22 protein-coding genes and 1 tRNA gene are annotated in these 25,040 nt (G+C 72.0%); 12 read left to right on the forward strand and 11 right to left on the reverse strand.

The genetic code is table 11. The features are described from left to right. Positions 1-447: 447 nt before the first annotated feature. Positions 448-1,755 (reverse strand): MFS transporter, encoded by a 1,308-nt coding sequence (locus RLT58_RS00550; protein ID WP_311308342.1) that lies wholly within the window; start codon positions 1,753-1,755, stop codon positions 448-450. After that, positions 1,752-2,378, reverse strand: a complete 627-nt coding sequence (locus RLT58_RS00555) for an ArsR/SmtB family transcription factor (protein WP_311308343.1) — start codon at positions 2,376-2,378, stop codon at positions 1,752-1,754. The genes RLT58_RS00550 and RLT58_RS00555 overlap by 4 nt, the downstream gene beginning before the upstream one ends. A 225-nt stretch (positions 2,379-2,603) precedes the next feature. On the opposite strand from RLT58_RS00555, the gene RLT58_RS00560 reads away from it, so the two are divergent. The 7 genes from RLT58_RS00560 (at position 2,604) to RLT58_RS00590 (ending at position 8,284) form a co-directional block, all read left to right on the forward strand. Beyond that, on the forward strand, positions 2,604-3,014 hold the full coding sequence (locus RLT58_RS00560; RefSeq protein ID WP_311308344.1) for an ATP-binding protein: 411 nt from the start codon (positions 2,604-2,606) through the stop codon (positions 3,012-3,014). 114 nt (positions 3,015-3,128) lie between these two features. Next, positions 3,129-3,671 carry an AAA family ATPase gene (locus RLT58_RS00565; RefSeq protein ID WP_311308345.1) on the forward strand — a complete coding sequence of 181 codons (543 nt, stop codon included), beginning with the start codon at positions 3,129-3,131 and terminating at the stop codon, positions 3,669-3,671. 61 nt (positions 3,672-3,732) lie between these two features. Next, on the forward strand, positions 3,733-4,527 hold the full coding sequence (locus tag RLT58_RS00570) for a helix-turn-helix domain-containing protein (RefSeq protein ID WP_311308346.1): 795 nt from the start codon (positions 3,733-3,735) through the stop codon (positions 4,525-4,527). 187 nt (positions 4,528-4,714) lie between these two features. Beyond that, a complete protein-coding gene (locus RLT58_RS00575; protein WP_311308347.1) occupies positions 4,715-5,074 on the forward strand; it encodes a hypothetical protein in 360 nt (119 codons plus the stop codon). An 82-nt stretch (positions 5,075-5,156) separates the two neighbouring features. Beyond that, positions 5,157-6,257 (forward strand): GNAT family N-acetyltransferase, encoded by a 1,101-nt coding sequence (locus RLT58_RS00580; protein ID WP_311308348.1) that lies wholly within the window; start codon positions 5,157-5,159, stop codon positions 6,255-6,257. A gap of 12 nt (positions 6,258-6,269) precedes the next feature. Then, positions 6,270-6,803: a truncated hemoglobin gene (locus tag RLT58_RS00585; RefSeq protein WP_311308349.1), complete on the forward strand. Its 534-nt coding sequence runs from the start codon at positions 6,270-6,272 to the stop codon at positions 6,801-6,803. Beyond that, positions 6,800-8,284 (forward strand): FAD-dependent monooxygenase, encoded by a 1,485-nt coding sequence (locus RLT58_RS00590; RefSeq protein WP_311308350.1) that lies wholly within the window; start codon positions 6,800-6,802, stop codon positions 8,282-8,284. The genes RLT58_RS00585 and RLT58_RS00590 overlap by 4 nt, the downstream gene beginning before the upstream one ends. 80 nt (positions 8,285-8,364) lie before the next feature. Here the strand turns inward: RLT58_RS00590 and RLT58_RS00595 are convergent, their stop codons facing one another. After that, positions 8,365-8,817 (reverse strand): SAM-dependent methyltransferase, encoded by a 453-nt coding sequence (locus RLT58_RS00595; protein ID WP_311308351.1) that lies wholly within the window; start codon positions 8,815-8,817, stop codon positions 8,365-8,367. A 110-nt stretch (positions 8,818-8,927) separates the two neighbouring features. On the opposite strand from RLT58_RS00595, the gene RLT58_RS00600 reads away from it, so the two are divergent. The 3 genes from RLT58_RS00600 (at position 8,928) to RLT58_RS00610 (ending at position 12,101) form a co-directional block, all read left to right on the forward strand. Then, complete coding sequence (locus tag RLT58_RS00600; protein ID WP_311308352.1) at positions 8,928-10,175, forward strand: MFS transporter; 1,248 nt, start codon at positions 8,928-8,930, stop codon at positions 10,173-10,175. A 160-nt stretch (positions 10,176-10,335) separates the two neighbouring features. Continuing rightward, complete coding sequence (locus RLT58_RS00605) at positions 10,336-11,268, forward strand: alpha/beta hydrolase (RefSeq protein WP_311308353.1); 933 nt, start codon at positions 10,336-10,338, stop codon at positions 11,266-11,268. A gap of 101 nt (positions 11,269-11,369) precedes the next feature. Further along, positions 11,370-12,101, forward strand: a complete 732-nt coding sequence (locus tag RLT58_RS00610; RefSeq protein ID WP_311308354.1) for a PIG-L deacetylase family protein — start codon at positions 11,370-11,372, stop codon at positions 12,099-12,101. 23 nt (positions 12,102-12,124) lie between these two features. Here RLT58_RS00610 and RLT58_RS00615 read toward each other — a convergent pair whose 3' ends face one another. The 5 genes from RLT58_RS00615 to RLT58_RS00635 form a co-directional block, all read right to left on the reverse strand. Further along, entirely contained in the window at positions 12,125-12,793 is a 669-nt protein-coding gene (locus RLT58_RS00615) for a DNA methyltransferase (protein ID WP_311308355.1), read from the reverse strand. A gap of 92 nt (positions 12,794-12,885) precedes the next feature. Further along, complete coding sequence (locus RLT58_RS00620; protein WP_311308356.1) at positions 12,886-13,419, reverse strand: DUF6879 family protein; 534 nt, start codon at positions 13,417-13,419, stop codon at positions 12,886-12,888. 313 nt (positions 13,420-13,732) lie between these two features. After that, positions 13,733-16,054 carry a hypothetical protein gene (locus tag RLT58_RS00625; RefSeq protein WP_311308357.1) on the reverse strand — a complete coding sequence of 774 codons (2,322 nt, stop codon included), beginning with the start codon at positions 16,052-16,054 and terminating at the stop codon, positions 13,733-13,735. Positions 16,055-16,056: 2 nt separating this feature from the next. Continuing rightward, positions 16,057-16,129: transfer RNA gene (locus RLT58_RS00630), tRNA-His, on the reverse strand. Positions 16,130-16,170: 41 nt separating this feature from the next. Next, on the reverse strand, positions 16,171-16,809 hold the full coding sequence (locus tag RLT58_RS00635) for a TetR/AcrR family transcriptional regulator (protein ID WP_311314382.1): 639 nt from the start codon (positions 16,807-16,809) through the stop codon (positions 16,171-16,173). 290 nt (positions 16,810-17,099) lie between these two features. Between RLT58_RS00635 and RLT58_RS00640 the strand changes: the two genes are divergently transcribed. Together RLT58_RS00640 and RLT58_RS00645 are read left to right on the forward strand one after the other, a co-directional pair. After that, complete coding sequence (locus RLT58_RS00640) at positions 17,100-19,007, forward strand: RICIN domain-containing protein (RefSeq protein WP_311308358.1); 1,908 nt, start codon at positions 17,100-17,102, stop codon at positions 19,005-19,007. Positions 19,008-19,258: 251 nt separating this feature from the next. Further along, the gene (locus RLT58_RS00645; protein WP_311308359.1) at positions 19,259-20,194 is read left to right on the forward strand and encodes an SDR family oxidoreductase; all 936 of its coding nucleotides are present in this window, start codon (positions 19,259-19,261) and stop codon (positions 20,192-20,194) included. 390 nt (positions 20,195-20,584) lie between these two features. On the opposite strand, the gene rph is transcribed toward RLT58_RS00645, so the two are convergent. The 3 genes from rph to RLT58_RS00660 all read right to left on the reverse strand — a co-directional run bounded on the left by rph (position 20,585) and on the right by RLT58_RS00660 (position 24,998). Beyond that, the gene (rph, locus tag RLT58_RS00650; protein ID WP_311308360.1) at positions 20,585-23,179 is read right to left on the reverse strand and encodes a rifamycin-inactivating phosphotransferase; all 2,595 of its coding nucleotides are present in this window, start codon (positions 23,177-23,179) and stop codon (positions 20,585-20,587) included. 359 nt (positions 23,180-23,538) lie between these two features. Beyond that, positions 23,539-24,138 carry a dihydrofolate reductase family protein gene (locus RLT58_RS00655; protein WP_311308361.1) on the reverse strand — a complete coding sequence of 200 codons (600 nt, stop codon included), beginning with the start codon at positions 24,136-24,138 and terminating at the stop codon, positions 23,539-23,541. Continuing rightward, positions 24,135-24,998, reverse strand: a complete 864-nt coding sequence (locus RLT58_RS00660) for a metalloregulator ArsR/SmtB family transcription factor (protein ID WP_311314383.1) — start codon at positions 24,996-24,998, stop codon at positions 24,135-24,137. Before RLT58_RS00660 ends, RLT58_RS00655 begins: the two co-directional genes overlap by 4 nt. Positions 24,999-25,040 lie beyond the last annotated feature (42 nt).

Here is a 25,040-nt window from a genome sequence, read left to right on the forward strand (position 1 = left end):
ACCGCATCGAGGACCTCGTCGTCGCTCAGCACCCGTCTCCCCCCGTGTCCATGCGCACCCGGATCGCGTTCTTCACTCGGCGTGCTCCGGCAGTCGGACAGGACAGTACCGAACTGCCGTCCGTCGTACGGAGCTTCGCGCACCAGCGCCCTGCTTGCCCGGCGCGAACGTGTCGCCCGCCGGCCGCGGCGGCGGTGAGCAGCACGACGAGTCATTGCGGACGGACATCGACAAGCACGCCGCTCGCGCCCGACGAGGGTCTCGGCGGCGATCCGCCCCTCACGGCCCCCCGGTCCCTGGCGTTCTGGGGCCGGGGTGTGGGCGGGCCGTGGCAGGTGACGATCCCGCAGGGTCAGTTCGACGCGGGCCTGGATCTGAGCGGGCTGACCGAGGTCCAGGTCTGGATCGGCTACCAGTTCATCCGCTGACCGCCGCGCAGCGGGGCGGTCAGGAGGGCAGGGGTCGCGGGTCCGTTCCGCTCTCCGGGACCACCGGGTGGTCCGGGGTCAGGGCGTGGATGCGCGGTATCGGCGAGGGCAGCAGCCAGAGCAGGGACAGCGCCCCGCCGACAGCCCCGACGAGCAGGGTCGGCCGGAGGCCGACGAGGGTGGCGAGGAGGCCTCCGGCGACCGCGCCCAGCGGGCGCAGGCCGTAGTTGACCGTGCTGTACGCACCGGCGACCCGGCTGCGCATGCCGTCGGGGATCACGTGCGTCTGCAGGGAGTTGAGGTTGACGTCGAACAGCATGACGCCGGCTCCGGAGAGGAACTCGGCCACGGCCAGGGCTCCCGCGCGGGCCCACAGCGGTCCGTCCGCTGCGGCGATCACGGCGATCGGTGCCGGGAACAGCACGGCGCCCACGACGATGCTGCGGCCCACTCCGAGCCGGCGGGAGATCCGGGGGGCGATCACCGCGCCGAGCAGCGAGCCGGTGGCGCCGACCCCGAACGCCAGGCCGATGGCCCCCGCGCTCAGTCCCAGGGTGCGGCCGGCGAACAGCACGATCAGCCCGCTGCCCGCGACGAAGGTGAAGAAGTTGACGGTCGCCGCGCATCCCAGGCTCGCCCTCAGCACGGGGTGACGGACGACGAACGCCATCCCCTCCCCCGCACGCCGGAGCAGCGAGGGCGGTGCCGCGTCCCGGGCGGCGGGCCGCTCGTCGAGCGGGACCCGGCCGACCAGGGCCGCGGACGCCAGGAAGGTCAGGGCGTCGACGACGACGGCCACGGGAGCGGTCAGCGCCTGGACCAGAGCGCCGCCGATCGCCGGGCCGGCGACGTGCGAGACGGACCGGCCGGCGCTGAGCTTGCTGTTCGCGTCGACGTAGGACGAGCGGGGCACCAGGTGCGCGAAGAACGGCGGATAGGCGGCGTTGAACAGCACCCCGGCCGCACCCGTCAGCAAGGCCGCCACGTACAGCTGGACCAGCGTCACCGCCCCCAGGAGATACGCGGCCGGGAGCGAGAGGAGTACTCCCGCCCGGACCAGGTCGGCGACCACCATCAGGCGCCGCTTGTGGACGCGGTGGTCCACCCAGGCGCCGAGGACGACGGCGAGCAGGGCCGGGGCCCAGAGGAGCCCGGTCAGCGAGGCCACTTGGCCGGCCGAGGCGTTCAGGACCCCCACGGCGATCAGGGGCAGGGCCAGTTCGGTGATCCGGTCGCCGAACTGCGAGATCGACTGACCGGCCCAGAAGCGGCGGAAGGGCCGGTCACGCCAGAGCGATACGGGTATGGGCCCGCCGACGGCGCTCACGGTGTACCGCCGGCCGGGTCCTCGGCGCCGGTCCGGTCCCCGGCGGCCTCCGGCAGGACGTAGCGCAGCAGCCGGACACCGCGTCCGCCGGCCGGCCGGTCGGCCTCGTCGCGTGTCACGTAGGGGGCGAGGACGCGCTCCATCGCGTCCTCGATGGCGCCGAGTTCGTCGGCGGAGACGACGACGCGGGTGTGGGCCACGCCCGCACGCCCCCGCCATGCCGGTTCGAGTACGGGTTCGACCTCGGCGGCCCAGCGGTTCGGCAGGTCTCCCGAGCGCAGGAACAGCTCCCGGGACAGGATCCGGGCGGCCGCGGCGCCCTCTTCGTCGTGCGGATCCTCCGGCGCCTCGAACCGGAAGCCCCGTGCCACCGCCTCCCATCGCCGCTGGCGCCTGTCCGGGCCCGGTTCGGCGTCGCGGACGAGCCCGAAGCCCGCGAGGTGCCGCAGATGCCAGCTGGTCACGGAGGGGGTCGCCCCCACATCGGGCGAGAGCTGCGTGGCCGTCGCCGGCCCGTGCCGCTGGAGGCGTTCGAGGATCGCCAGCCGCACCGGGTGCGCCAGCGCCCGCATGGCCTGCGGATCGGTGATCTCGATGTCGCCCAGACGATTGCTGGATTCCATGGTGTGAGAGTGTGCTCTCAGATAGTGTGAGAGTCAACTCTCACATCCCGAGTCCGCGCGATATCTACGCCACTCAATACACATTTCCTGTACCGCACACTGATGGTCTCCTGCCGTCGGCGGAGACGAGAAGGTGCACTCCGAGCACACTCACGGGGTGTGAACACCCCGGGAACGGGCACGCGAGTGGTCACGACACCCCCGATCGCAAGTGAGGTGTACGCGATGAACAACACGACGATCACCTCGACTCCCCCCGCGCCGACCGTGGTTCAGGGCGACAGCCCGGCCGCCATCCGCCGGGCCCGTCAGGCCGCCGGGGCCTTCGCCCATCGGCTCACCCCCGCACTCAGCCCGCGCGCGGCGGACGCTCTCGTCCTGGTGGTCTGCGAGCTGGTCACCAACGCGGTGCGGCACGGCGGCGGCCGCTACACGCTGCGCCTCTCCGCCGGTCCCGAGACGGTGACCGCGGCGGTCAGCGACCCGAACCCGGACCACCCGCGCGAACGCACGCCCGACCTCGAAGGCGGCAGCGGCGGCTTCGGCTGGCACCTCGTCCGCCGCCTGGCCGACCGCCTGACCGTCACCCCCGGGCCCGGGAGCGGCAAGACCATCTGCGCCGAGCTCCCCCTGTGAGGACCTTCCGCACCCAGGCCCCCGATCAGGCCGCCGGTCTATGATGACCGATCACGCCCAGCGGGGCGCCGTCCAGGAGAGAGACCGCCACAGGTGGCACAGCACCCAATCCCCGTGGCAGCCGGCCTCGTCGTGCTCGTCGGGGCGCCGGCCTCGGGCAAGACCAGTTTCGTGCGGGCCCTCGTCGCGCGGGGGCAGGTAGCGGCCGATGCCGTGGTGTCGAGCGACGAGATCCGTGCGGAGCTGTTCGGTGTTCCGCCCGCCGAGGCCGACTCCGACGTCGTGGACTCCCGTGTCTTCGAGGAGCGCGACCGCAGGATCGCCGAACGGCTCGCCGCAGGGCGCAGCGCCATCGCCGAGTCGACGAATGTCACCGCAGAGGCTCGCGCGCGGCTTCTCGCCCTCGCGGGGCGCTTCCACACACCGGTGACGGTGCTGCGCTTCACCCATGACGTCACCGATCTCCTGCGGCAGCAGGCCGAGCGGGGGCGTCCGGATGTGACGGACGAGGACGTCCGTGCCTACGCCGCGATCGTCGTGCGGGAGGCCGGTCTCGACCAGCTGCGTTCCGAGGGTCCGGCGGCGGTCCACGAGATCCCCGGACGCCGGCAAGGGGTCACACCCGCGGAAGCCGCCGCGCTCTTCTCCTTCAACTGATTCAAATCTTTCTCGATTGGGTGTCGAGCGGCCCTCCATACATATTCTCTAGCTTTGTTCCATGCCTACGCCTCGTTCCATGGCCGTCCAGGAGACGCGTATCGAGCATATGGTGGAACGAGCCGTGCAGATCATCCGCGAACGGTACGCGGAACCGCTCAGCCTGGATGACATATCCCGCGCCGTCCTGGTGAGTAAATTCCATCTCCTGCGGATATTCGATCAATTCACAGGGGTCACCCCGGGGCGTTTTCTCAGTGCGGTCCGCCTCGATGAGGCGAAACGTCTCCTGCGGAATTCCGATCTCGGCGTCGCCACCATCGCGTGCCGCGTGGGGTACAGCAGCACGGGCAGCTTCACCCGACGCTTCACCGAATCCGTGGGGGTCCCGCCCACCCGGTACCGCCGGCTGAGCCGGGGCGAGGGCGCACACGCCGTACGGCCCCCCGCACTCGGTCCGGGCGACGGGGTGCCCTGTCGGCTGAGCGGTGTGGCGCGGGCGGCGGCCGAGCCCGTGTCCCCGATCTACATAGGCTCCTTCGCCGGGCCCATTCTCCAAGGTCACCCCTCCAGTTGGACCAGTACGAAGCGGCTCGGCCCCTTTTCGCTCCAGCAGGTGCCGCGCGGAATCTGTTACGTGCACGCGATGATGCGGGCGGCTCGGGAGCTGCCGGGGCAGCCGCTCGAAACGGTGCTGCTCACAGCCACCCTCGGGCCGCTGGACGTCGAGCCCCACGCCTCCCCCGACGTGGAGCTGGTGCTGCGGCAGCGGCACTGGTCGCAGCCGCCTCTTCTGTTCGCCCTTCCCGGCCTGGAGATTCCGATCACGCCGGCTCCTCGACCCGGACCCAAGTGACCGTCAAGTCGATTCGAGCAGAATTCGAGAAGCCCTTCACCTTGCTTTCCGGACTGTTCCGAAGCTCAGCAATTAGGGAGAAGACAGGTCGTGAGTCACGCTGCAAGACTTCTTTATGAGCGCGACAGAGGTCGTGTCTCGGCGGTCCGGCGGATCGCCTTGTGTGAATCTCACAAAGGAGTGCTTAATGCGCGACATCTGTATGACCCGTGCGGGGTCGGCCGACGAATTCGGCGTGTGGGACATGGTTCCCGTCCGGGACCGCGCCGCCGAGGATCTGTCCGTCTGGGACCGCACGGCCGACGAACTCCCCGTCTGGGACCTGACCGCAGACGAGCTTTCCGTCTGGGACCGGACCACGGAGGAGCTCGCCGTCTGGGACCGCGCCGCCGAGGAACTGGCGGTCTGGGACCGGGCGTCGGACGAACTCGCCGTCTGGGACCGGGCGTCGGAGGAGCTGTCCGTCTGGGACCGCGCCGCCGACGACCTGTCCGTCTGGGACAAGGCCCCGGTCTGGGACCGGGTCCAGGAACTGCAGGCGGCCTGACCATCCACCCTCAGCCCCTTCGGCCCGGCGACCGTGTGCATCGCCGGGCCGGACGGGCGGACCGGACCGGAAGGAAGTTGCCGTGACGCCACACCGCCTCGAACCGGCGCGGGACACCGCCCGGCTGCACGTGCGCACCGAGATCCCCGAGAGCTGGGACGACTGGATCGGCAGAGCCCCGGTCACGCTGCGCCGGCGCTGGATCTCGCTCGCCGAGGGCCGCATCCCCGGCGGCGCGCGCACCTTCGGTCTGTCCGGTCCGGACGGTGACCAAGTCGCCCTGGTCGGCGGTGTGATGGAGGCCCCGACAGGGCACGTACGGTTCGATCCGCAGCGGGTGCTGTCGGGCGGTTCGGTCGACGACGGGGTGGTCGCCGAGGGGCCGCATCCCTGGCAGGGGCGCCCCGCCGAGGACCTGTTCCCGGCCTGCGTGCTCATGGGCCCCAACTACGAGTCGGCACCGGCCGGACCGGGCGCCCGCGATCCCCGGGTGCTGCGGGCGTATGTGCGCGAACTGCTCGACTGGTGCCGCGAGCAGGGCATGCGCAGTGTCTCCGCGCTGTTCCTGCGGCCCGACTACCCGGAGTTCGTGGACGTGCTGCGCGCCGAGGGGTTCGACATCGTCCCGATGGTCGACCGCAGCGACATGGACGTCACCTGGGACGATCTGGACGGCTACATCGCCGGGCTGCGGCGCAACCGGCGTTTCGCGGTGCGCCGCGAGCTGCGCGAGATCGCCGCCCGGGGCATCGAGATCAGCGAACGCCCGATCGGCGACGACGAGCCCGATCTCGTCCGTCTGCGGGCCCAGATCGTGACGAAGTACGGCGGTGTGCCCGACGCCGAGCGGGAGGCCGGCTCGTTCCGGCATCTGCGGGACCACTTCGGTCCGGAGAACGTCTGGGTGGTCGAGGCCCGGCAGCGCGGCGCTCTGCTCTCCTTCACGATGCTCGTGCGGGACGGCGACCAGTGGACCGCCCTGATGAGCGGCACCGACTACGACCACCCCGACGCCTCGTTCACGTACTTCGCCACGATGTTCTACCGCCCGGCCGAGCTGGCCCCGAAGCAGGGGATCACCGCGATCGCCTACGGGCTCGGGACCGTACAGGCCAAACGGCACCGTGGCTGCACCGTCAGCATGCTCTCCGCCGCGGGCCTGGTTCTTGACCGATCCGACTGAAGGAGTACGCCCATGTCGCCCGATCCAGCCACCCAGGTTCCCCGGCACGACGGGAAGGTACTTCTCGTCGCCGACCAGGGTCTGCAGTCCGCCGAGCGGATGACACCCACCCAGGTCGACCAGAAGGTCTCCGACTTCTGGACCGGGATCGGCGGTGCCGCGTTCTTCCAGGCGCTCACGACGCGCTTCTACGAACTCGTCGCGAAGGACGAACTGCTGACCCCGCTCTTCGCGGTGCCCGACTGGGAGCGCCACGCCGCACGGCTGTACGACCACTTCCGCCGGATCTACGGCGAGAACGACCTCACCGCGGCCTGGGACCCGAAGATGCACCAGGCGCACGCGCACTTCCTGATCTCCCGCGAGCAGCGGCTTCGCTGGCTGGCGCTGATGAAGGAGGCGGGCATCCAACTCAACGCGCCGGAGCCGTACTTCACGGAGTTCCTCACCATCATGAAGATCGCGAGCGGGGAGATGACGGCAGTGTCGCGGGGTGCCGCGCTGGCCCGTGGCGAGCGGTTCCACTGGGACGGGACCCCGGCATGAGCGGCACGTCCGTCCGTACGGTGGCCGTGGTGGGCGCGGGGCCCGCCGGTGCCTTCTGCGCGCTGGAGCTGGCCCGGCTGCTGCCGGACACTGCCGTCGAGCTCTACGACCGGCCGGATCAGGGGCCGGGTGCCGGCATCGTGGTGACGGACGACTTCGCCCGGCGACTGCGGGCCGTCCACCCCGATGTGCTGCGCCTGCCGGAGTCCGCGTACGCGACCTGGGACGAGACGGTCACCGTGATCGGTGACGAGCGCATCCGGTCCGGTGCCTTCGGCATGTCGGGGATCTCCCGGCAGGTCTTCCACGCACATGTACGCGCGCTGGCCGGACAGAACGCCAATGTGCGGCTGGTCCGGCGCGCTGTCACCGCGCTGCCGGAGCGGGCGGATCTGGTCGTCCTGGCCGACGGGGCGGGCAGTGAGCTGCGCCGGGAGCGGGCCGACCGGTTCGGCACGTCGGTGTCCCCGGGCCGTACCCGGTATCTGTGGATGAGCACACCCGCGGTCCTCGAACCGTGCTTCCTGCTGAAGGACGTGGGACCCGGCCCGCTGGTGGTCCACGCCTATCCGCACGCGGCCGACGCGAGCACCTTCATCGTCGAGGCCGATCCCGACACCCTGGCCGCCCTCGGGCTCCTCGGCCTGCCGGCGGCGGAGGCGGAGGTGCGGCTCGCCGCACTGTTCCGCGACGAGCTGGGCGGAGCCCCGTTGACGGCGCGGACGGCGGGCTGGCAGCCCTTCCGTACGGTCGTCAACCGCCGCTGGTACGACGGGCGGACGGTGCTGGTCGGGGACGCCGCGCACACGGTCCACTTCTCGACCGGCTCGGGCACCGTGCTGGCCATCGACGACGCGCTGTGCCTGGCCCGATGTATCGCCGGCCAGGAAGACCCGGCGCAGGCGCTGGCCGAGTACGAGCGGATCCGGCGCCCGGTCGCCGAGCAGAACCAGGCGGAGGCCGCGGAGAGCACGACGTGGTTCGAGCAGCTGTGCCGGAGTGACCGGCTGGAGGGCCACCAGACGGTGTTCGCCCTGCGCAGCCGCCGCGCGGCGAACACGTACAGCCGGCTGCGGGAGCGCGATCCGGATTTCGTCGCGCGTACCGTGGCGCGGCTGGCCGGGCGGCCCACCGGCGCGGAGCCCGTCGACGTGCCGCTGAGGGTCGGTCAGGTGCAGCTGGATCACCGGCTGGTGGAGCTGGAGCGGCAGGACGCCAGGTACGTGCTGCGTGGCGCGGACGGCACCCGGGCGGTCGGCCTGGTCGTGGACCGCGCCCCCGAACGCCCGCTGCCGGGGATCGACTTCCTCGCCGTACGGGCCCGGCCGGAGGGCGGCCGGGTGACCAGAAGCGCCTTGGCCGCGCGGGTCCGCAGCGCGGCGGCGCTCCCGATCGCACTGCTGGTCGACGAGGAGCTGCCCCGGGACGAGGCCAATACCCTCATCGCGGCGGCACGTACGGACCTGGTAGCCAGGTCATGAGCCGCGACGGCCGGACGGGGGCGAAAGCAGCCGACTCGGAGGCGCCGGATGCGGCGGCGGTCCGTCCTGAGGCCGCGGGGTCAGAAGTAGTCGCGCATCAGCTCGCGCGTCCACTCCGGCCGTACCACCTCACCGCGCGGGGCGAACTCCGGCAGATACGGCTTGACGTCGAGGACCGGGGAGCCGTCGATGGCGTCCAGGCCGTGCACAGTGAGCGTCAGCCCGTCCACGGCCGCGAGGGGGCACACGGACACCCCGAGGTGGTTGGGCCGGTTGGGGGCGCGCTGCGCCAGGATGCCGGAGAGCGGCCAGTCGGTGTTGCCGCGCGGGTACTGGGTGGCGGTGCAGGTCCGCTCGGCCAGGTGGAACGCGAAGATCACCTCGACGTGCGAGTACGCGTCGAGGCCTTCGGTCGCCGACGCGTCGAACACGGCCGGGTCCAGTTCGATCCGGGACACCACCCCGCCCCACCCGTCCTCGTGGACCTTCTCGCGCCCGCCGCGTACCACCCCGATGGGGCTGATCGGATTCATTCGCTCGCCTCTTCCTCTCCGGTGAGTGCCGTTCGTCCGGAACCCGCGCCACCTGTCCGCGCGCCCGCCCGCCGCGGAGCCGACCACCCCCACCACGCGAGGTGCCAGCCATGTCCCGCCTGATCTCCCGCCTGCTTCCCGACCCCGGTGCCGGCCGGGTGCTGGTCCTGTGCACCGCAGTGGCCAGCCTCGGGAACGGACTCTATGTCACCGGCGGTGCCGTCTACTTCGTCCATGTCGTCGGCCTGTCGCCGGGTCAGGTGGGCATCGGGATGTCGCTCGCCGGCATCCTGGCGCTGGCGCTGGGGATGCCCGCAGGGCAGCTCGCCGACCGGTTCGGGCCGCGCGGGACCACGGCGGTGTTCGCGCTGGGGAAGGCGGTGGCGCTGGTCGCGGCGGCCTTCGTCCACTCCTTCCCCGCCTATCTCACGATGGCCGTGGCCCTCGGGCTGGCCGAGCAGAGCGGCAACGTCACCCGGGGCGCGCTGGTGGCGGGGGTGATGGGGCGCGAGGGCCGGGTACGGCTCTCGGCCTACATGCGGAGTGTGTTCAACGGCGGATTCGCGCTGGCCTCACTGGCAGCCGGCCTGGTCATCGCCGCCGACTCCAAGACCGCGTTCCTCGCGCTGTTCTGGGGCAACGCCGTGGCCATGGTGCTGGTGGCGTGGCTCTACATGCGGCTGCCCGGGGTTCCGGGTGTCCCGCGCGCGCCGCGTGAGGAGCGGCCGCGCGGGGCGATGCGCGATCTCCCCTATCTGGCGGTCGCCCAGGTCTCCGGAATCCTCCGGATCGGGCCGACCGCGCTGGCGGTGGGTCTGCCGCTGTGGCTGGTGGTGCACACCGACGCCCCCCGGGCGCTGGCGGCATGGATCATGCTGGCCAACACGGTGATGGTGGTGCTCCTCCAGGTACGGATGTCGCGCGACGCGGACACCGTACGGGGGGCGGCGCGGCTCCAGCGGTACACCGCTGTCGTGCTCGCCGTCGCGTGCGGCGTCACCGCGCTGACCGGATCGATGCCCACCTGGGCGGCGGCATGCGTGCTCCTGGGCGTCGCGGTGCTCTTCACGTTCGGCGAGATCTGGGGCGAGGCCGCGCGGTGGGGACTGCGGTACGAGCTGGCGCCGGCCAATGCGCAGGGGCAGTACCTGGGCGTCTTCGCGACCGGCGACGCCTTCGCCCTGATCGCGGGGCCGGCCCTGGTCACCACGGTGCCCGACCGGCTCGGCGGGCCCGGCTGGGCGCTGATCGGCGCCCTGTTCCTCACCGTGCTGGTCGCCGGCGGTCCCGCCGTCCGGTGGGCGGAGCGGACCCGGGTGCCGGAGCCCGAGCCGGCCGGGGCGGCGCAGACCACGTGACCGGCCGTGAGCCCCTGCCGGACCGGGCGGTCCGGCGCCCGTGCCGCTCGCTCGAGCGGAGCACGAGGGGCGGGCGAGAGAAGCGGCCTAACGTCGCCTCACGAACCGAACCGAGCCGAGCCACCTCGCCTTCCAGCCTTCCCCAAGGACCACCGTGAGCATGTCCAGGACGGACCGGAACAAGACGACGCCGACCCACTCGGCAGGGGTGCGCCCGCTTCTCCTCCAGGCCGCAGGCCTGACGCTGTCCGGTCTGCTGGCCGAGCCGCCGGGCGGTTCCCCTCGGGCGACCGTCGTCGCCGTGCACGGCGGCGGCATGCGTGCGGGCTACTTCGACGGTCAGGCCCACGCCGACCTGTCCCTGCTCACGCTGGGCGCCCGGCTCGGGTTCACGGTGCTGGCCCTGGACCGCCCCGGCTACGGCCGGTCGGCGGAGCAGGTGCCCGCCGGACTGACCCTCCAGGAACAGGCGGCCGTCCTGCCCGTGGCACTCGACGCCTTCGCCGAACGGCACGCCGTCGGGCGGGGTTTCCTGATGCTGGCCCACTCCTACGGCGGCAAACTCGCCCTCACGACCGCCGCGCGCACCCCCGGGCTGCTCGCCCTGGACATCTCCGGCCTCGGTCACCGCTACAACGTGGAACCGGCCGGCCTTCCCCGCATCCGCCGCCATCTGCACTGGGAGCGCACCTGGGGCCCGTTGGGGCTGTATCCCCCGGGCACCTTCCGTGCGGCCGAAGCACTCGTCGCTCCAATGCCTGTGCGTGAGGCCGCCGAGGTGACACGGTGGCCGGGGATGTTCGAGGAGCTGGCCGGACGGGTCACGGTCCCGCTGCGGCTGACCTTCGCCGAGCACGAGGCCTGGTGGCTGCACGAGGAGCCGGACATCGCCGAGCTGACCTCACGGCTGACGGGGGCCCCGCTCGTCCGGGTCGAGCACCAGGCGGGCGCGGGCCACAACATCAGCCTCGGCTGGGCCGCCCGCAGCTACCACCTGCGGGCCCTCGCCTTCTTCGAGGAGCAGCTGCGCTCGGTCGCGGAGACCGGGGCCGGGGCCGAGAAGCGGCCCGGCCTCGTGGCCACGTCGCCGTAGCCGTCCGTCAGGAGTCTTGGCCCCCGTGCCCACCGCCCGCCCGCCCGTCCGCCCGCCCGCCCGCCCGCCCCGACCACGTGTACTCCCAGGGAGGCAGCACCATGACCGAGCCGTACGAGCCGATGCCGGAGGACTGGCAGCGGGTGCTGTGCGTCGTCGCGCACCCCGACGACCTGGAGTACGGGCCCGCGTGCGCGGTCGCGCGGTGGACCGCGCAGGGCAAGTTCGTCGCCTATGCCGTGGTGAGCCGGGGGGAGGCCGGGGTCGCCACCATGGAACCGGCCGCCACGGGCGCGATGCGCGTCGAGGAGCAGCTGCGCGCGGCGGCCGTGGTGGGAGTGCGGGACGTGGACTTCCTCGACCACCCGGACGGCACCATCGAGTACGGACTGCCGCTGCGCCGCGATCTGGCCCGTACGATCCGCAAGTACCGCCCCGACGTGCTGGTCACCATCAACTTCCACGAGCGGTGGCGCAGCGGCGACTGGAACTCGGCCGACCACCGCAATGTGGGCGTCGCGCTGCTCGACGCCGCGAACGACGCGGGCAATCCGTGGGTCTTCCCGGAGCTGGTCGAGGAGGGCTTCGCGCCGTGGGCCGGGGTGCGCTTCCTCGCGGTCGGCGGTTCCCCTGCGTCCACGCACGCCGTGGACGTCACCGACGGCATGAAGGCGGGAATCGAGGCGCTGGCCGCACACGCCGGCTATCTCGCGTCGCTGCCGCCGGACAACCCGATGGCGGATGTGGCCGGCTATCTGACCGCCAAGCACACACGGTTCGGGGAGCGGTTCCACGGCGTGCCGACGATGCCGTTCGAGATCATCGGCATCTGACCGCTCACGGGCGGCGGCCGGAGTCAGGCCCCGGGGGCGGAGAACAGCAGGCAGTAGTCGCCGGTGACGCTCTCGGACGGCGTACTCCAGTCGAAGTAGATCTCGCCCTCGAAGTCGAGCACCGGGGACAGCGCCTGTGCGACGTCGAAGGCCAGCGGGGTGATCCTGCCGCTGGAGTCGCGGAAGTTGCCTACGCAGACACCGATCCGGCCCCCGGGGCGCAGATGCTTGCCGATGGTGCCGAAGATGTCGGCCAGTTCGGCGAGATAGCCGCTGTAGGAGCCGTCCATGGTGCGGAACGCGGTGAGCGGGTTCTCCGGGTGGTCGTGCCGCGCCATGTACGGGGGGCTGGTCAGGCACAGGTCGAACTCGCCCAGCCCGAGCCGGTCCCAGTCGCGCACATCGCCTGCCACGAACCGGCTCGGTGAACCCGCCGGCAGCCGGGCGTTGCTCGACGCGACCCGCTGCTCCTGCAGTTCGATGCCGGTGCCGACGCGGCCGAGCCGGTCGGCGACGACGATGGTGGTCCCGTAGCCCGAGAAGGGGTCGAGCACCCGGCCGCCGGGCGGACTGAGCGACGTCACGATCGGGCGGATCTGCGCCTCGGTGAAGTGGATGTCGTTGCGCGCGCCCGGTGGCCGTTCACGGGCCTTGTCGTCGCTGTCCAGGCGGATCAGCCGCTGCACCGTCATGGTTTTTCCTCCTACGAAGAAGACGGCCCGTCCCCCGTCACCGCGGGTGCGGTCCGCGGTGACGGGAGAGGGGCCGCAGGGGGCGGGCCGCCTCAGGCCGCGGCCTGCTCCTTGCGCGGCGGGGTGTAGTCGGCGTGGTCGACGGCGCGCTCCCACACGGCTTCGAACGCCTCCTTGCACTGCCGGATCAGCTTCGGGTCCTCGGAGAACTCGTGCGGGCCCCAGGAGCCGTCGCCGTGGAAGGTGGTCCAGCGCAGGAGGCTGTCGTCGAACACCCAGAAGTCGTTGCCGGGCAGCAGCAGGTCCGACGCCCGCTGCCTGGGCAGCCAGCGCACCTTCTCGCCGGCGGGCACGTTGACGATCGTGGTGGTCTCCCACTCGTACTGGATGAAGTCGGTGACCGGTTCGGACACGATCCGCGCCCGCCGCCAGTCGATGCCGCGCTTCAGCGCGTCCTGCACGAGGTCGATCCAGTCGCCGTGCCGGTCGTACTCGATCGGGATGCCCTTCTGCCAGTCCACGAAGACCGGGCCCTTCGGGGTGTAGATGTCGCGCATCTCCAGGTGGACGGCGGAGTGCTTGGTCTGCGCGATCAACTCGGCGAAGGCCGGAAAGTTGCTCGACATGCGAATCTCCAATCCAGGGGGTATCAGGGTGGGACCGGGCCGGCCCGGCGAGCGCGTCGCAGGACGGGCCCACCCGCCGCGGCTCGACGCAGGACGCCACGAGCACCGCTCCCCTGCCGCCCACCTGCGCGGCTTCCGGGACACGGGCATCCGAAACACCGCCCTTCGCCCGTGCCCGCCGCGCGAGGTGAGCCCATGGCCTTGACCCCAGTTGACCGGCCCGGCCTCGAACGGAGCTAGAGCACGGGTCCGGCGCCGGCCACCGGGCGGACGGGCCGTGCGGTCATGGCCCGCGCCCAGGAACGTGGACGGCTCAGCCCCGCCGGCCCTTCGGGTCCGGGCGGAGCCAGTGGGGGTTGGTGCTCCAGCCGAGGAAGAGACGGCCCTCCCCTGTGTCGGGGGCGCCGCCGGACGCGGCCCGGCGGAGGCCCGTGAGGGCGGGGGCGAGGCGGGCCGCGACGTGGGCGGGGTGGCGGGTCGTCTCCTCGTCGAGGCGGGCGATCGCGCGGGCCTGGGCCGCGGGGGTGCAGAGCGACAGGTGGAAGACCATCTGACGCCAGGCGTACGCCGCGTCCTTGATCGTTGCCAGCGGACGCGGGTTGCCGTGCACACGGGCCGTCAGGCGGCACACCGTACGGAAGCAGGCTCCGGCCAGGTGTTCCCAGCCCGGCTCCGGGCGGATGCCGATCCGGGCGACGAGGGTGGCCAGGTTGTGCGTGGTGAGGATCTGGGCCTGCTCGATGACCGTGCCGTTGGCGCCCACGGACATGCCGCGGCGGTCCGTGGCACCGGCCCGCTCGGTACACAGCTTCGCGAATCCGGGCGAGGTCCGGGGCCGGTGGGTCCGGGCCAGCGCCTCGCTCGCCTCGGTGACGGCGAGGTTGCGGACGGCCGCGTAGTCGATGCCGTAGTAGCGCTCGTACAGCGTGCCGCCGAGCAGTTCTCCGGCGACGCGCGCCGCGGCGAGGAACTTGGGGGTGAAGGTGCCCATGAAGATGTCGGCGGCCAGCTCCTCCACGAAGGGCGCACCGGCCTCGGCCTGCCAGGCCAGTACGTCGAGTTCGCGGACCAGCGGGTTGGGCAGGAGCGTGCCGGGAAAGGCCTGCACGGCCAGTTCGCCGAGTTCGCGCAGCACGGCCCGCGCGGGCTCCTGGCCGTCGCCGGTCCGGTACGCGGCCGTCGCGCGGACCCACGGCAGCTCGTCGGGCCGCACCTGCCGGGCGAGGTGGAGCAGCAACAGGGAGCGGCGGTTGCGGAAGGCCCGGTAGTGCGCGGCCATCAAGGTGCGCAGCGCCTCGTCCTGATAGGCCTGCGCGCCGGTCGAGGCGACCAACTGCGGGACCAGCTCGGCCAGGACCTCGGCGGAAGGCACGACTCCGCGTTCCACGAGCGCGCCGATAGGAGCGCTGAGCGCGCCCTCGACGACGCGCCGGACCGGTGCCGGGACGCTCGCTCCGGCGGGCAGTCCCGTGCGCCTGGCCTCGTCGGGCGAGACGGCCGCGATCAGTGGCGCGGTGTCCGCAACGCCCGTGTGCTGGGCGAGTGCCGACAGGCGGTGCAGGACCAGCTGGGCGAACGCGTGGTACGAGGGCTGTGCGGCCTGGGCCGCCTGTCCGGCGCGCAGTTCGGTGTGGCGTGCCGAGCCCGGGCGGCCGCGCTTGCGGACCATGGACTCCACGGCGTGCCGCAGCAGTCCGAGCTGCCGGGGCCCGAGAGGGCGTCCGGCGACGGTCTCCTCCAGGGCGCCGCGCAGAATGCCCAGGTTCCCCTTCGGGTCGCGGTGCGCGCTACACAGGGTGTGCGCCGTGGCGAGTTCCCGGTAGCGGCGCAGGAGGGCCGCGCCGCGCTCGCGCCACGCGTCGTCGTCCTCGGGTGCCCGGTCCGGTACCCGGCCGCTTCCGGCCGTCTCCAGCCAGTGGACGAGGAGTTCGTCGCCGAAGGGCTGCCAGACGGTGAGCGCCTCGCGCTGGGTCTCGATCGCGGTGTTGGGGCGCCTGCGGGCCAGGGTCGCGCCGGCGTCGCCGACCGTACGCCGGTGGACCGCCCGTACCTCCGGCGCGGGCAGGTCGGACGGGCGGGGCGTGAAGCGCAGGCGGTCGGCGAAGGGCGCCAGGATCTCGACGAGTTCCAGCGCACCGGCGACGTCCCCGGCCCGCACCAGCCAGGCCGCGGTCAGCAGGGCGCCTTCCTCGGGCACGGTGATCTCGTAGCGGCCGCTGTCGAGCAGCGCGTACAGCCGCGCGAGCCCCGGTTCGGTCAGGCAGTACGCGAACAGGGCCCCGCGCTCGGCGGGCACGCCCGCGCGGTCCGCCGCGTCGCGCTCGTACGGCTGGAGCGGGCCTCCGGCGCTCGGCTCGGACGTGGCGAATCCGCCCCGGACGACTTCCGGGGTCACCCACGCGGGCAGCCCAGCGACCGGTGCGCGGGAGCCGATGGTCAGACGGCCCTGCGCAATGCCGGAGAGCACGGCCCGCCAGCGGTCGACGCGGCGCTCGGCACGCTCGCGTGTACCGGCGTCGTCGTGGGTCAGGGCGGTCAGGAAGGCCCGGGCCAGCATGGCTTCGGGGTAGGCCGTCGCGGATCCGTCGGCCCCTGCGGGGAACTCCCGCTCATCGCTTGTGTCGTTGGCGTTCATAGCCGGCGTGGCAGGTTCTGCCCCTGCGCCCCCCGGGACCATAGCCCGGTGCTCTGACTACTGAGCTACACGCCGTCGCGCTCGAGGTTAGACACCCACTCGAAGATCGTACAAGCTCATTTCGTACGGCCCTCTCCGGCCTGCCGCGCCCGGCCGTCCGGGCCGAACCTGTGCGGTGCGAGCGCCGCGAGCAGGGAGGTGACCACCAGGTCGGTCGAGGCCGCCATGTCCACGGCTCCGGGCGCCAGCAGCCATTGGACCTGGAGGCCGTCCATGACCGCGATGACGGCGTTGGCCGCGTTCTCGGCCCTCGGCGTGTCCTCGTCGGACAGCTCGCAGGCCTCGCGCAGGGCGTCGGTGACGAAGGACCGCAGTCCGTCGTACCGGTCGCGGAAGTACTCCTGCGCCGGATGGTCGTCGGTGACGGACTCCGCCGACAGGACGGCGTAGAGGCGGACGATGCCTTCGCGTTCGGCGTTGCGCAGCGCCGTGTCGACCAGGTGGCGCAGAAAATCGAGTCCGTGCGGGCGGTCGGGGCCCAGCTGCTCGATGTCGGACTGGTCGCGGAGTTCGAGGACGCTGGTGAGCAGGAGCGCCTTGGAGCGGAAGTAGTGCAGGACACCGGCCTGGGTCAGGCCGGCCCGGTCGGCGATCTCGGCGAGCGAGGCGTTGTTGTAGCCGCGTGCGGCGAAGGTGTCCATCGCGATGTGCAGGATGTCCCGCTGCCGCTGCTGCGCTTCCGGGCTTCGGGGCATGCGGGGCTTGGCCGCCCGGCCTGGCCTGCTCGCTGACTGGTTGCTCACCGGCACAGCTTAGACCGGCCGGTCAGCGGGGCGGGCGCCGCGCCCGCCCCGCCGGCCAGGGGCCCGGCCCGGGCCGCCGGGGGGCGCGAGCGGGCCGGGAAGGGCCGTGCAGCAAAGCCGTACCGACTACTTACTAACCACTTAGTGAGTGTGCTTTCATATCGCCGTCACCGGGTCGTCACACGGCCGGTGACCCGTCGGCCCCGCACCTCCCCCCAGGCATGACCGAAGGAGAGCCGCACATGTCCCACCACAGTCCCCGGCGCCCACGGGCGCGCGCCGCGGCAGCCGCCGCGCTGGCGATGGCCGTCGCGGCCGTCGGCCTGGCCGGCAGCGGCACGGCGGCCCAGGCCGCCGACCCCACGGCTCAGGTATGGGTCACCACCCCCGACGGCGGAAAGAGACTCTCCGCCGAGGGGACCGTCCCGTTCACCGGCTCACCGCAGTCCGTCGACATCCGCGTCGACGCCAACAGCAGGAGCCAGAAGTTCACCGGGGCGGGCGCCTCGGTCACCGGGGCCTCGGCCCACCTCATCCAGGGCCTCGCGCAGGACAGGCGCAACGCCCTGATGAACTCGCTGTTCTCCACCGCCGGTGACGGCATCGGGCTCACCTATCTGCGCCAGCCGCTCGGCAGCAGCGACTTCAACGCCGACAACAGCCTCTACACGTACGAGGACACCCGCGGGTCCTTCTCCATCGACCGGGACAAGGCCGAGATCATCCCGGTCCTGAAGCAGGCCACCTCGGTCAACTCCGCGATCCGCTTCATGGGCACCCCCTGGACGCCGCCCGCCTGGATGAAGACCAACAACGCGCTCAACGGCGGCGGCCTCAAGCCCGAGAACTACCAGGCGTACGCCGACTATCTGGTCAAGGCGATCCAGGCGTACGGACAGCAGGGCATCACGCTGACCGATCTGACCGTGCAGAACGAGCCGGAGTTCGCGGCGAGCTACCCGTCGATGACCATGACGTCGTCGCAGCAGGCGGACTTCATCAAGGTGCTCGACCGCGCCCTCACCGCGGCCGGCCTGCCCACGAACCTGCTGGCCTTCGACCACAACTGGGACCACCCCAACTACCCGATCGACGTGTTCAACGGGACGCCGGGCGTCAACCGGGTGATCGGCGCGGCCTTCCACTGCTACGGCGGGGACCCCTCCGCGCAGCAGCAGGTCGTCAACGCCGGGAAGCGGGTCTTCTTCACCGAGTGCTCCGGCACCGAGAGCGCCGACCGGTCCACCACGTTCGCCGACACCCTGAAGTGGCACGCCGAGAACCTGGTCGTACAGAACATGCGCAACGGCGGCGAGACCGTCGTCGACTGGAACCTCGCTCTCGACCAGAACGGCGGCCCGCACCAGGGCGGTTGCGCCGATCGCTGCAACGGTGTCGTGGAGATCGCGAACGGCAACGTCACCCGTAACGCCGAGTACTACGTGCTCGGTCACGTCAGCAAGTTCGTCAGGCCCGGAGCCACCCGCATCGGCTCCACCAGCCAGGGCAACGGCGGTGTGGAGAACGTCGCCTTCCAGAACCCGGACGGCACCCGTGCCGCGTACGTCGTCAACACGGCCTCGGGCGCCCAGCAGTTCTCGCTGACCGACAACGGGAAGTCCCTCGTCTACACCCTGCCCGCCGGCGCGGTCGCCACCTTCGTGTGGAGCGGCACCGACGGCGGGACGACCGAGCCGCCGGCCGGGGGCTCCATCGACTCGGCCGCCTGGTACCGGGTCAGGAACATCAACAGTGGCGCCTGCCTCGATGCCGCCGACTGGGGAACCGCCGACGGCACCGCGCTCCAGCAGTGGGCCTGCGGCACCGGAGCCAACCAGAGCTGGCAGTTCCGGCCGGCGGGGGACGGCACGTACCAGGTCGTCAACCGGCACAACACGAAGGTGTGGGACGTCGACGGCGGCCCCGCCGCCACCTCGGCCGGTACGCGGGTCCATCTGTGGTCGTACGTGGGCGGCACCAACCAGCAGTGGAAGGCGGAGCCCTCCGGGACGGCCGGGCGGTACCGCTTCGTCGCCCGCAACAGCGGGAAGTGCCTGGCCGTGGACGGCGCCTCCACCGCCGACGGGGCGCGGCTGTCGCAGCAGCAGTGCGACGGATCGGCCGCACAGCAGTTCTCCCTGGACCTCTGACGCGGACCGCCGCCGCCACCTGACGGGCGACGGCGGTCGACGGGAGGGCCCCCGCGCGGCATCGCCTCGCGGGGGCCCTCCGCGTGCCGCCGGGGCAGCCCCGAGTGCGCCCGGTCGAGTGGCCGTCGCGACGCCCGGGAAAATACGACAGAAGGTGTCGGGTTTCCGATCGAGCATGGTGACACCGGCCGGCGCCGATGGCGGAACGCGGACTCCGGCCGACCAGACCGTGCGGACAGACAGGGAACTCCATGGGATTCATGCCCGGCACATCGGCTCCGGACCTCCGGGGAAGGACCGCGCTGGTCGCGGGCGCCACCCGGGGAGCGGGGCGCGGCATCGCCGTCCAGCTCGGCGCGGCGGGTGCGACGGTCTACGTGACCGGACGCACGACGCGGGAGCGGCGCTCGGAGTACGACCGGCCGGAGACCATCGAGGAGACCGCCGAGCTCGTCACCGCGGCGGGCGGAACGGGCATCGCGGTGCCCACCGACCATCTGGTGCCCGAGCAGGTCCGGGCGCTGGCCGGCCGGATCGACGCCGAGCAGGGGCGGCTCGATGTGCTGGTCAACGACATCTGGGGCGGCGAGAAGCTGTTCGCGTTCGACACCCCGGTGTGGGAGCACGACCTCGACGACGGGCTGCGGCTGCTGCGGCTCGGCGTGGAGACCCACGCGATCACCAGCCACTTCCTGCTGCCGCTGCTGATCCGTCGGCCGGGCGGGCTGGTGGTCGAGATGACCGACGGCACGGCCGCGTACAACACGGCGCACTACCGCAACTCGTACTTCTACGACCTGGTCAAGAACAGCGTCGTCCGCATGGCGTTCGTGCTCGCGCACGAGCTGGAGCCGCACGAGGGTACGGCGGTGGCGCTCACACCGGGCTGGCTGCGTTCGGAGATGATGCTCGACGCCTTCGGCGTCACCGAGGACAACTGGCGCGACGCGCTGGCCGCGGTGCCGCACTTCGGCATCTCGGAGAGCCCGGCGTATGTCGGACGAGCGGTCGCGGCGCTGGCCGGCGACGCGGACGTGGCGCGCAGGAACGGCGCGTCGCTGTCCAGTGGGCAGCTCGCGCGGGAGTACGGCTTCACCGATCTCGACGGCTCGCGCCCGGACTGCTGGCGCTACCTGGTCGAGGTCGCCGACGCGGACGGGCCGGCGGACACGACCGGCTACCGGTGACGGGTCCGGCCTCCCCGGCAGATGGCGCGGGTCGGCGGGCCGGACAGGACAGCGGCGCCCGCCGCATCCCGTATGGCCGCGCCAACCCGGCTCAGTTCGCGGAGTCGACCAGGAGCGCGAGTCCGGCCGGCACTCCGGCGTACACCAGTACCGCCGGCACGCTGCACAGGATCAGCAGCCATCCCGTCAGGATGCCGAGCAGGGCCACTCCCCGGTCGCGTCCGCCCAGGCGCTTTCCATAGTGTCGGCCGAGGTGCCCGGGAGGGGGTGTTGCGAGCCCCGGCCGCCGCCGGGGCCGCCCGGTCCGTGCTGCTGCTCACGGTGTCTCTCCCCCGTTCGGCTCGGCGGGCCACTCTGCGAGAGACACCCGGCGCGCCCACCCCGGAGGGGTCAGGACAGGAACTCGACGTACCCGTCCGTTCCGTGCACCCGGATCCACTGGCCGTCCCGGATCAGCCGGGTGGCCCGGTCCACGCCCACGACGGCCGGCAGGCCGTACTCCCGGGCGATCACCGCGCCATGGGTCATCAGGCCGCCCACCTCCGTCACCAGCCCCGCGATTCCGACGAACAGCGGTGACCAGCTGGGGTCCGTGAACGTGGTGACCAGGATGTCGCCCGGCTCCAGGTCGGCGTCCGCCAGATCCAGGACGACGCGGGCCCGCCCCTCGATCGTCCCGGCGGAGACGGGCAGACCGGTCAGGGCGCCGGCGGGCACGTCGTCGCGCCGGTACGCCCCGTTGACGGCCTCGCCGTCCGATGTGAGCACCCGGGGCGGTGTGAGCGCCTGATACGACCGGAACGCGTCCTTGCGCTGCTCGACGAGCCGTTCGTCAAGCCGGTGGGAGCGCGAGACGTCGTGGAATTCGTCGAACGTGAGGTAGAAGCTGTCCTCCTTCTCGGACAGCACACCGGCCCGCACGAGACGCTCGGCCTCCGCCAGCAGGGCCCGCTTGTAGACGAAGTAGCGGCTGACGATGCCGTACTTGGGGTACTCGCGGTACCCGGCGAAGGCCCTGACCTGGTCGATCATCCGCTTGGTCGCGTCGGCCCGCCGTTCCCCGTCCGGCTGGGTCCGCAACCGTGCGAGCACGTCCTGTTCCTTCTCGCGTGCCTTCAGCCGCCCTTGCTCGAAGCGCCGCCCGGCGGCGCCGGGGCCGAAGTTGCGTACGTTGTCGAGGATCGCGGGGACGAGGGTGGTGGGGCGCTCGCTCCACCGCGGCCTGGTGATGTCGATCTCCCCGACGCAGCGCATCCCGTAGCGGTCGAGATAGGCCTCGATGGCGTCGCGCGCCGCGGTCCCGCCCTCGATCTTGGGCAGCTCGTCCAGGAAGCCCTCGTCCTCGACGCCCTGGAGGAAGGTCACCACGTCCGGATGCGGCCGGATCGCGTCCGCGACGTCGAGCAGGGCGAGGCCCATCTCGGACGTGATGTTGTCGGGGGCGGAGAGCGTGAGCGTGTCGGCGGCGTTCTTCTCGCCCAGCCACTCCAGCAGTTGGTCGTTGAGCCACCAGGTGGCTTCCATCCCGGCCATGATCGCCCGCATGTTCAGCGGATCGCCGAGGACGCGCTTGTGCTCGGCGAATGCCTCCCGCAGGAAGTCGAACAGCTCCGGTCCGCTCCTGGTCCGGATGTCGCGCTCCAGGGCGGCGACGGATGTCTCGCTGCGTTCGATCAGCTCGGTGACGATCGCCGGATCGGCCTCGGCCGGGGTGGCCGCACCACCGGCGGGCGGCGCGCCGGGACCAGCGTCCTGGGGCGGGAGAAGCCCCTCACGGTCGAGGACGGTCTCCAGGGCGTCCCTGACCAGCGGGTCGCCCTTGCCCATGACGTCCAGAAGACCGGCGCGGCTCGCGGGCGAGGCCAGCCGCGCGGCGACGTCGACGAAGAGCCGCCCGCCGGCCGCGTGCATCGGCACCATGGCCGTCAGCTGCCACATGGAGAGTCCGAGCGGCTTCATGGCGTCGGTCATCATCTGCTGATGGCCGACGGAGACGTAGATGTGCTGCTCGTGGTCGTCGCTCGCCGGGATGGGAAACAGGGTCGTGATCGGCCGGCTCTGAAGGATCCGGAAGCCGTCGTCGGCCAGACACCACTCGATGTCCTGCGGGCTGCCGAAGTGCGCCTCGATCCGCCGCCCCAGCTCCACGAGCCGTACGACCTGCTCGTCCGTCAGCGCGGGCTGCTCCTGCCGCTGCGGGTCGATCGCGACTTCCTCGGTGCCACCGTCCGGCCGGGCGTGAACGGCTCGCCGCTTCGCGGCGATCGCCCGGTCGACGATCTCGCCGTCGCGCACCTTGAAGACGTCCGGGTTCACCAGCCCGGAGACCAGGGCCTCCCCCAGGCCGAAGCCGGCGTCCACGGTGGTTACCTTGCGGTGGCCCGTGACGGGATCGGCCGTGAACAGGATGCCGGCCGCCTGCGGGAAAACCATCCGCTGCACGACCACGGCCATGCGGACTGTACGGTGATCGATGCCGTTCCGCTCGCGGTAGGTCACGGCCCGCTCGGTGAACAGCGAGGCCCAGCACCGGCTGATGTGGCGGAGGATTGCGGCCGGTCCCACGACGTTCAGATACGTGTCCTGCTGGCCGGCGAAGGAGGCGGTCGGCAGGTCCTCGGCTGTCGCGCTGGACCTGACGGCGTACGCGGCGTCCTCACCGAACCGCGCGAGCGCGCCGGTGATCGCCGCCGCGAGCTCGCCCGGCAGATCGGTCTCCTCGATGGTCCGGCGGATCCGCTCACTGAGCGCGCGGACCGCCTCCCGGTCGTCCGCGTTCACGCTCGCCAACTGGTCGAGCAGATCGTCGACGGACGGCGCCTCCGCCATGATCCGCCGGAAGGCCTCCGTCGTCACACAGAAGCCACTCGGCACACGCACGCCGTCGATCCGCGACAGCGCGCCCAGATGCGCGCCCTTTCCCCCGACGACAGCCACCTGCGTCTCGTCGATGTCCCGCAGATCCCACACGTACCGCTCGCTCATCGCGCTACCTCCGTGACGCTCGTGTCCCCTCGCGCTGCGCCGCTCCATCGCGTCACCGCACCCCTCTTCGGCCGACCGCACACGCACGTCGCGCCTTTCATTTCCGCAGGTTATGGGCCTCGGCCGACGATTTTGCGCTACGACCCGGGCCTTGCCGCAAGCCCCCCGCTGCGCTATAAGTTAGGAGTGGCGAGGAGAGCGATCTCCTCGCCTTTCCTTTTCGCCCGCCGGTTTCCCGCGCCGCGCGACCGTGATGATTTCCCGGTTCTCGTCGTCGAGCGGGCCACGCTTGCGGTCCCGTACCGGGCCCAGCCGAACGTGTTGACGGGCGTGCCGGAGACGGAGCCCGCAGGGGCGGTTCAGCGGACGCGGTCATAGACCATGGCGATCTCGCCCAGGTCTCCCGTTTCCAGGTGCGTGAGCTTCCACTTCGAGACCGGCAGGCCGTCTTCGAACAGTCGTTCTCCGCCACCGAGGATCACCGGGAGGACCATGAGGTACAGCCGGTCGATCAGGTCTGCCGCCAGGAGTGGCTTGATGACGCTCGGGCTGGTGTTGACGAGGATGTCACCCTCGCCGGTGGCCTTGAGCTCGGCGACGACCTCGGCGGCGGGGGCGTCCACCACGCGGGTGCGTTCCCACGGGGCCTCGGTCAGGGTGGTGGAGAGCACCACCTTTTCCGTGGCCACCAGCCACCTCGCGTATCCGCGGTCCCGCGCATCGGCGTGCTCGTCGTCCGCGACGGTCGGCCAGTAGCCCATGAAGCCCTGGGCGTTGCCCCGGCCGAGCACCGCCGTCGTCGCGTCCTGCCAGATGCGGCCGAGCTGGCCCCGGGCGACCTCGGAGGTCACGTACGGCACGAACGTACCGAAGTCGCTCGGCCCGCCGGGACCGTGGTACCGCCCGTCGAGGGAGAGATTGAGGTTCGCGGTCACCCTGCGTCCGGTCGAGTCGGTCATGATGCGCTCCCTGTGTCGGTGCGGTTGGTGCGGTCGGTGTCGTGCGGGGCTGCGGCCAGGGCCGTCGCGAGCTTGTCGAGGCTCTGGCCGAAGCCGATCTCGATGCCGGCGACGAAGTCCGCGGAGCCGACGGTGCTGTCGGTGATCCGCCAGTGGACGTAGAGGTCCGTGCCGGTCGCCGTCGGCCGCAGGTCGAAGGTGACGTGGTTGGTGAAGGCGGGGCCGCCGTCCGGAAGCAGCGGGGAGAGGCGGTAGGCGAGACGCCGCCCGGGGCGGGCCTCGTCGACGATGCCCTCCGCGCGCCCGGCCACCTCGCCGGAGCCGTCGGCGTCCTCGATGTCGCGGTACTCCTGGACGATCCGTCCGCCTTCGCGCGCCTCGAAGACGAGCTCGGACAGGCGGAGGTCGTCGGGGGTCCACCACCCGGTGAGCAGCGCCGGCTCGGTGAGGTGGCGCCACAGCACCTCGGGTGGCCCCGCCAGCGACCGGCGGAAGCCGAACGAACGGCCGTCGGCCCACCCCGGCTCCCGCGCGGCATGCCGCTCCGCGATGACGCCGGCTCCGTACCGCTCATGGGTCTCGTTCGGACCACCGGCCCGCTCCGTGACGTCGGCGAGCCGGCCGAGTGCGGCCGCCAGCTCGCGCAGGGGGCCGGACCGCAGCGCGTAGATACGGCGCTGCCCGGTGCGCTCCGAGGTGACGACGCCGGCGCGTTCGAGGGTCTGGAGGTGCTTGGTCGTCTGCGGCTGTCGCGCCCCGGCCAGTTCGGCGAGGACGCCGACCGGGCGGGGCCGCTCGGCGAGCAGGTTCACGAGCCGCCAGCGGGCCGGGTCGGCCAGCGCCGCGAGGAGTGTGTCCATGTCGTTCACGGACACAAGTATTCCTCGTAGAGAATATTCGCG

It is taken from the genome of Streptomyces sp. ITFR-16 (assembly GCF_031844705.1).
Taxonomy (GTDB): domain Bacteria; phylum Actinomycetota; class Actinomycetes; order Streptomycetales; family Streptomycetaceae; genus Streptomyces.

Excerpts from the sequence above, each read along its gene's own strand:
- RLT58_RS00625 (WP_311308357.1), bottom strand. The coding sequence starts at position 16,054 with ATGAACGCCAACGACACAAGCGATGAGCGGGAGTTCCCCGCAGGGGCC.
- RLT58_RS00620 (WP_311308356.1), bottom strand. The coding sequence starts at position 13,419 with ATGTCGAGCAACTTTCCGGCCTTCGCCGAGTTGATCGCGCAGACCAAG.
- RLT58_RS00570 (WP_311308346.1), top strand. The coding sequence starts at position 3,733 with ATGCCTACGCCTCGTTCCATGGCCGTCCAGGAGACGCGTATCGAGCAT.
- RLT58_RS00660 (WP_311314383.1), bottom strand. The coding sequence starts at position 24,998 with ATGGACACACTCCTCGCGGCGCTGGCCGACCCGGCCCGCTGGCGGCTC.
- rph (WP_311308360.1), bottom strand. The coding sequence starts at position 23,179 with ATGAGCGAGCGGTACGTGTGGGATCTGCGGGACATCGACGAGACGCAG.
- RLT58_RS00600 (WP_311308352.1), top strand. The coding sequence starts at position 8,928 with ATGTCCCGCCTGATCTCCCGCCTGCTTCCCGACCCCGGTGCCGGCCGG.
- RLT58_RS00645 (WP_311308359.1), top strand. The coding sequence starts at position 19,259 with ATGGGATTCATGCCCGGCACATCGGCTCCGGACCTCCGGGGAAGGACC.
- RLT58_RS00575 (WP_311308347.1), top strand. The coding sequence starts at position 4,715 with ATGCGCGACATCTGTATGACCCGTGCGGGGTCGGCCGACGAATTCGGC.
- RLT58_RS00635 (WP_311314382.1), bottom strand. The coding sequence starts at position 16,809 with ATGCCCCGAAGCCCGGAAGCGCAGCAGCGGCAGCGGGACATCCTGCAC.
- RLT58_RS00585 (WP_311308349.1), top strand. The coding sequence starts at position 6,270 with ATGTCGCCCGATCCAGCCACCCAGGTTCCCCGGCACGACGGGAAGGTA.
- RLT58_RS00555 (WP_311308343.1), bottom strand. The coding sequence starts at position 2,378 with ATGGAATCCAGCAATCGTCTGGGCGACATCGAGATCACCGATCCGCAG.
- RLT58_RS00610 (WP_311308354.1), top strand. The coding sequence starts at position 11,370 with ATGACCGAGCCGTACGAGCCGATGCCGGAGGACTGGCAGCGGGTGCTG.
- RLT58_RS00590 (WP_311308350.1), top strand. The coding sequence starts at position 6,800 with ATGAGCGGCACGTCCGTCCGTACGGTGGCCGTGGTGGGCGCGGGGCCC.
- RLT58_RS00595 (WP_311308351.1), bottom strand. The coding sequence starts at position 8,817 with ATGAATCCGATCAGCCCCATCGGGGTGGTACGCGGCGGGCGCGAGAAG.
- RLT58_RS00615 (WP_311308355.1), bottom strand. The coding sequence starts at position 12,793 with ATGACGGTGCAGCGGCTGATCCGCCTGGACAGCGACGACAAGGCCCGT.
- RLT58_RS00560 (WP_311308344.1), top strand. The coding sequence starts at position 2,604 with ATGAACAACACGACGATCACCTCGACTCCCCCCGCGCCGACCGTGGTT.
- RLT58_RS00605 (WP_311308353.1), top strand. The coding sequence starts at position 10,336 with ATGTCCAGGACGGACCGGAACAAGACGACGCCGACCCACTCGGCAGGG.
- RLT58_RS00640 (WP_311308358.1), top strand. The coding sequence starts at position 17,100 with ATGTCCCACCACAGTCCCCGGCGCCCACGGGCGCGCGCCGCGGCAGCC.
- RLT58_RS00655 (WP_311308361.1), bottom strand. The coding sequence starts at position 24,138 with ATGACCGACTCGACCGGACGCAGGGTGACCGCGAACCTCAATCTCTCC.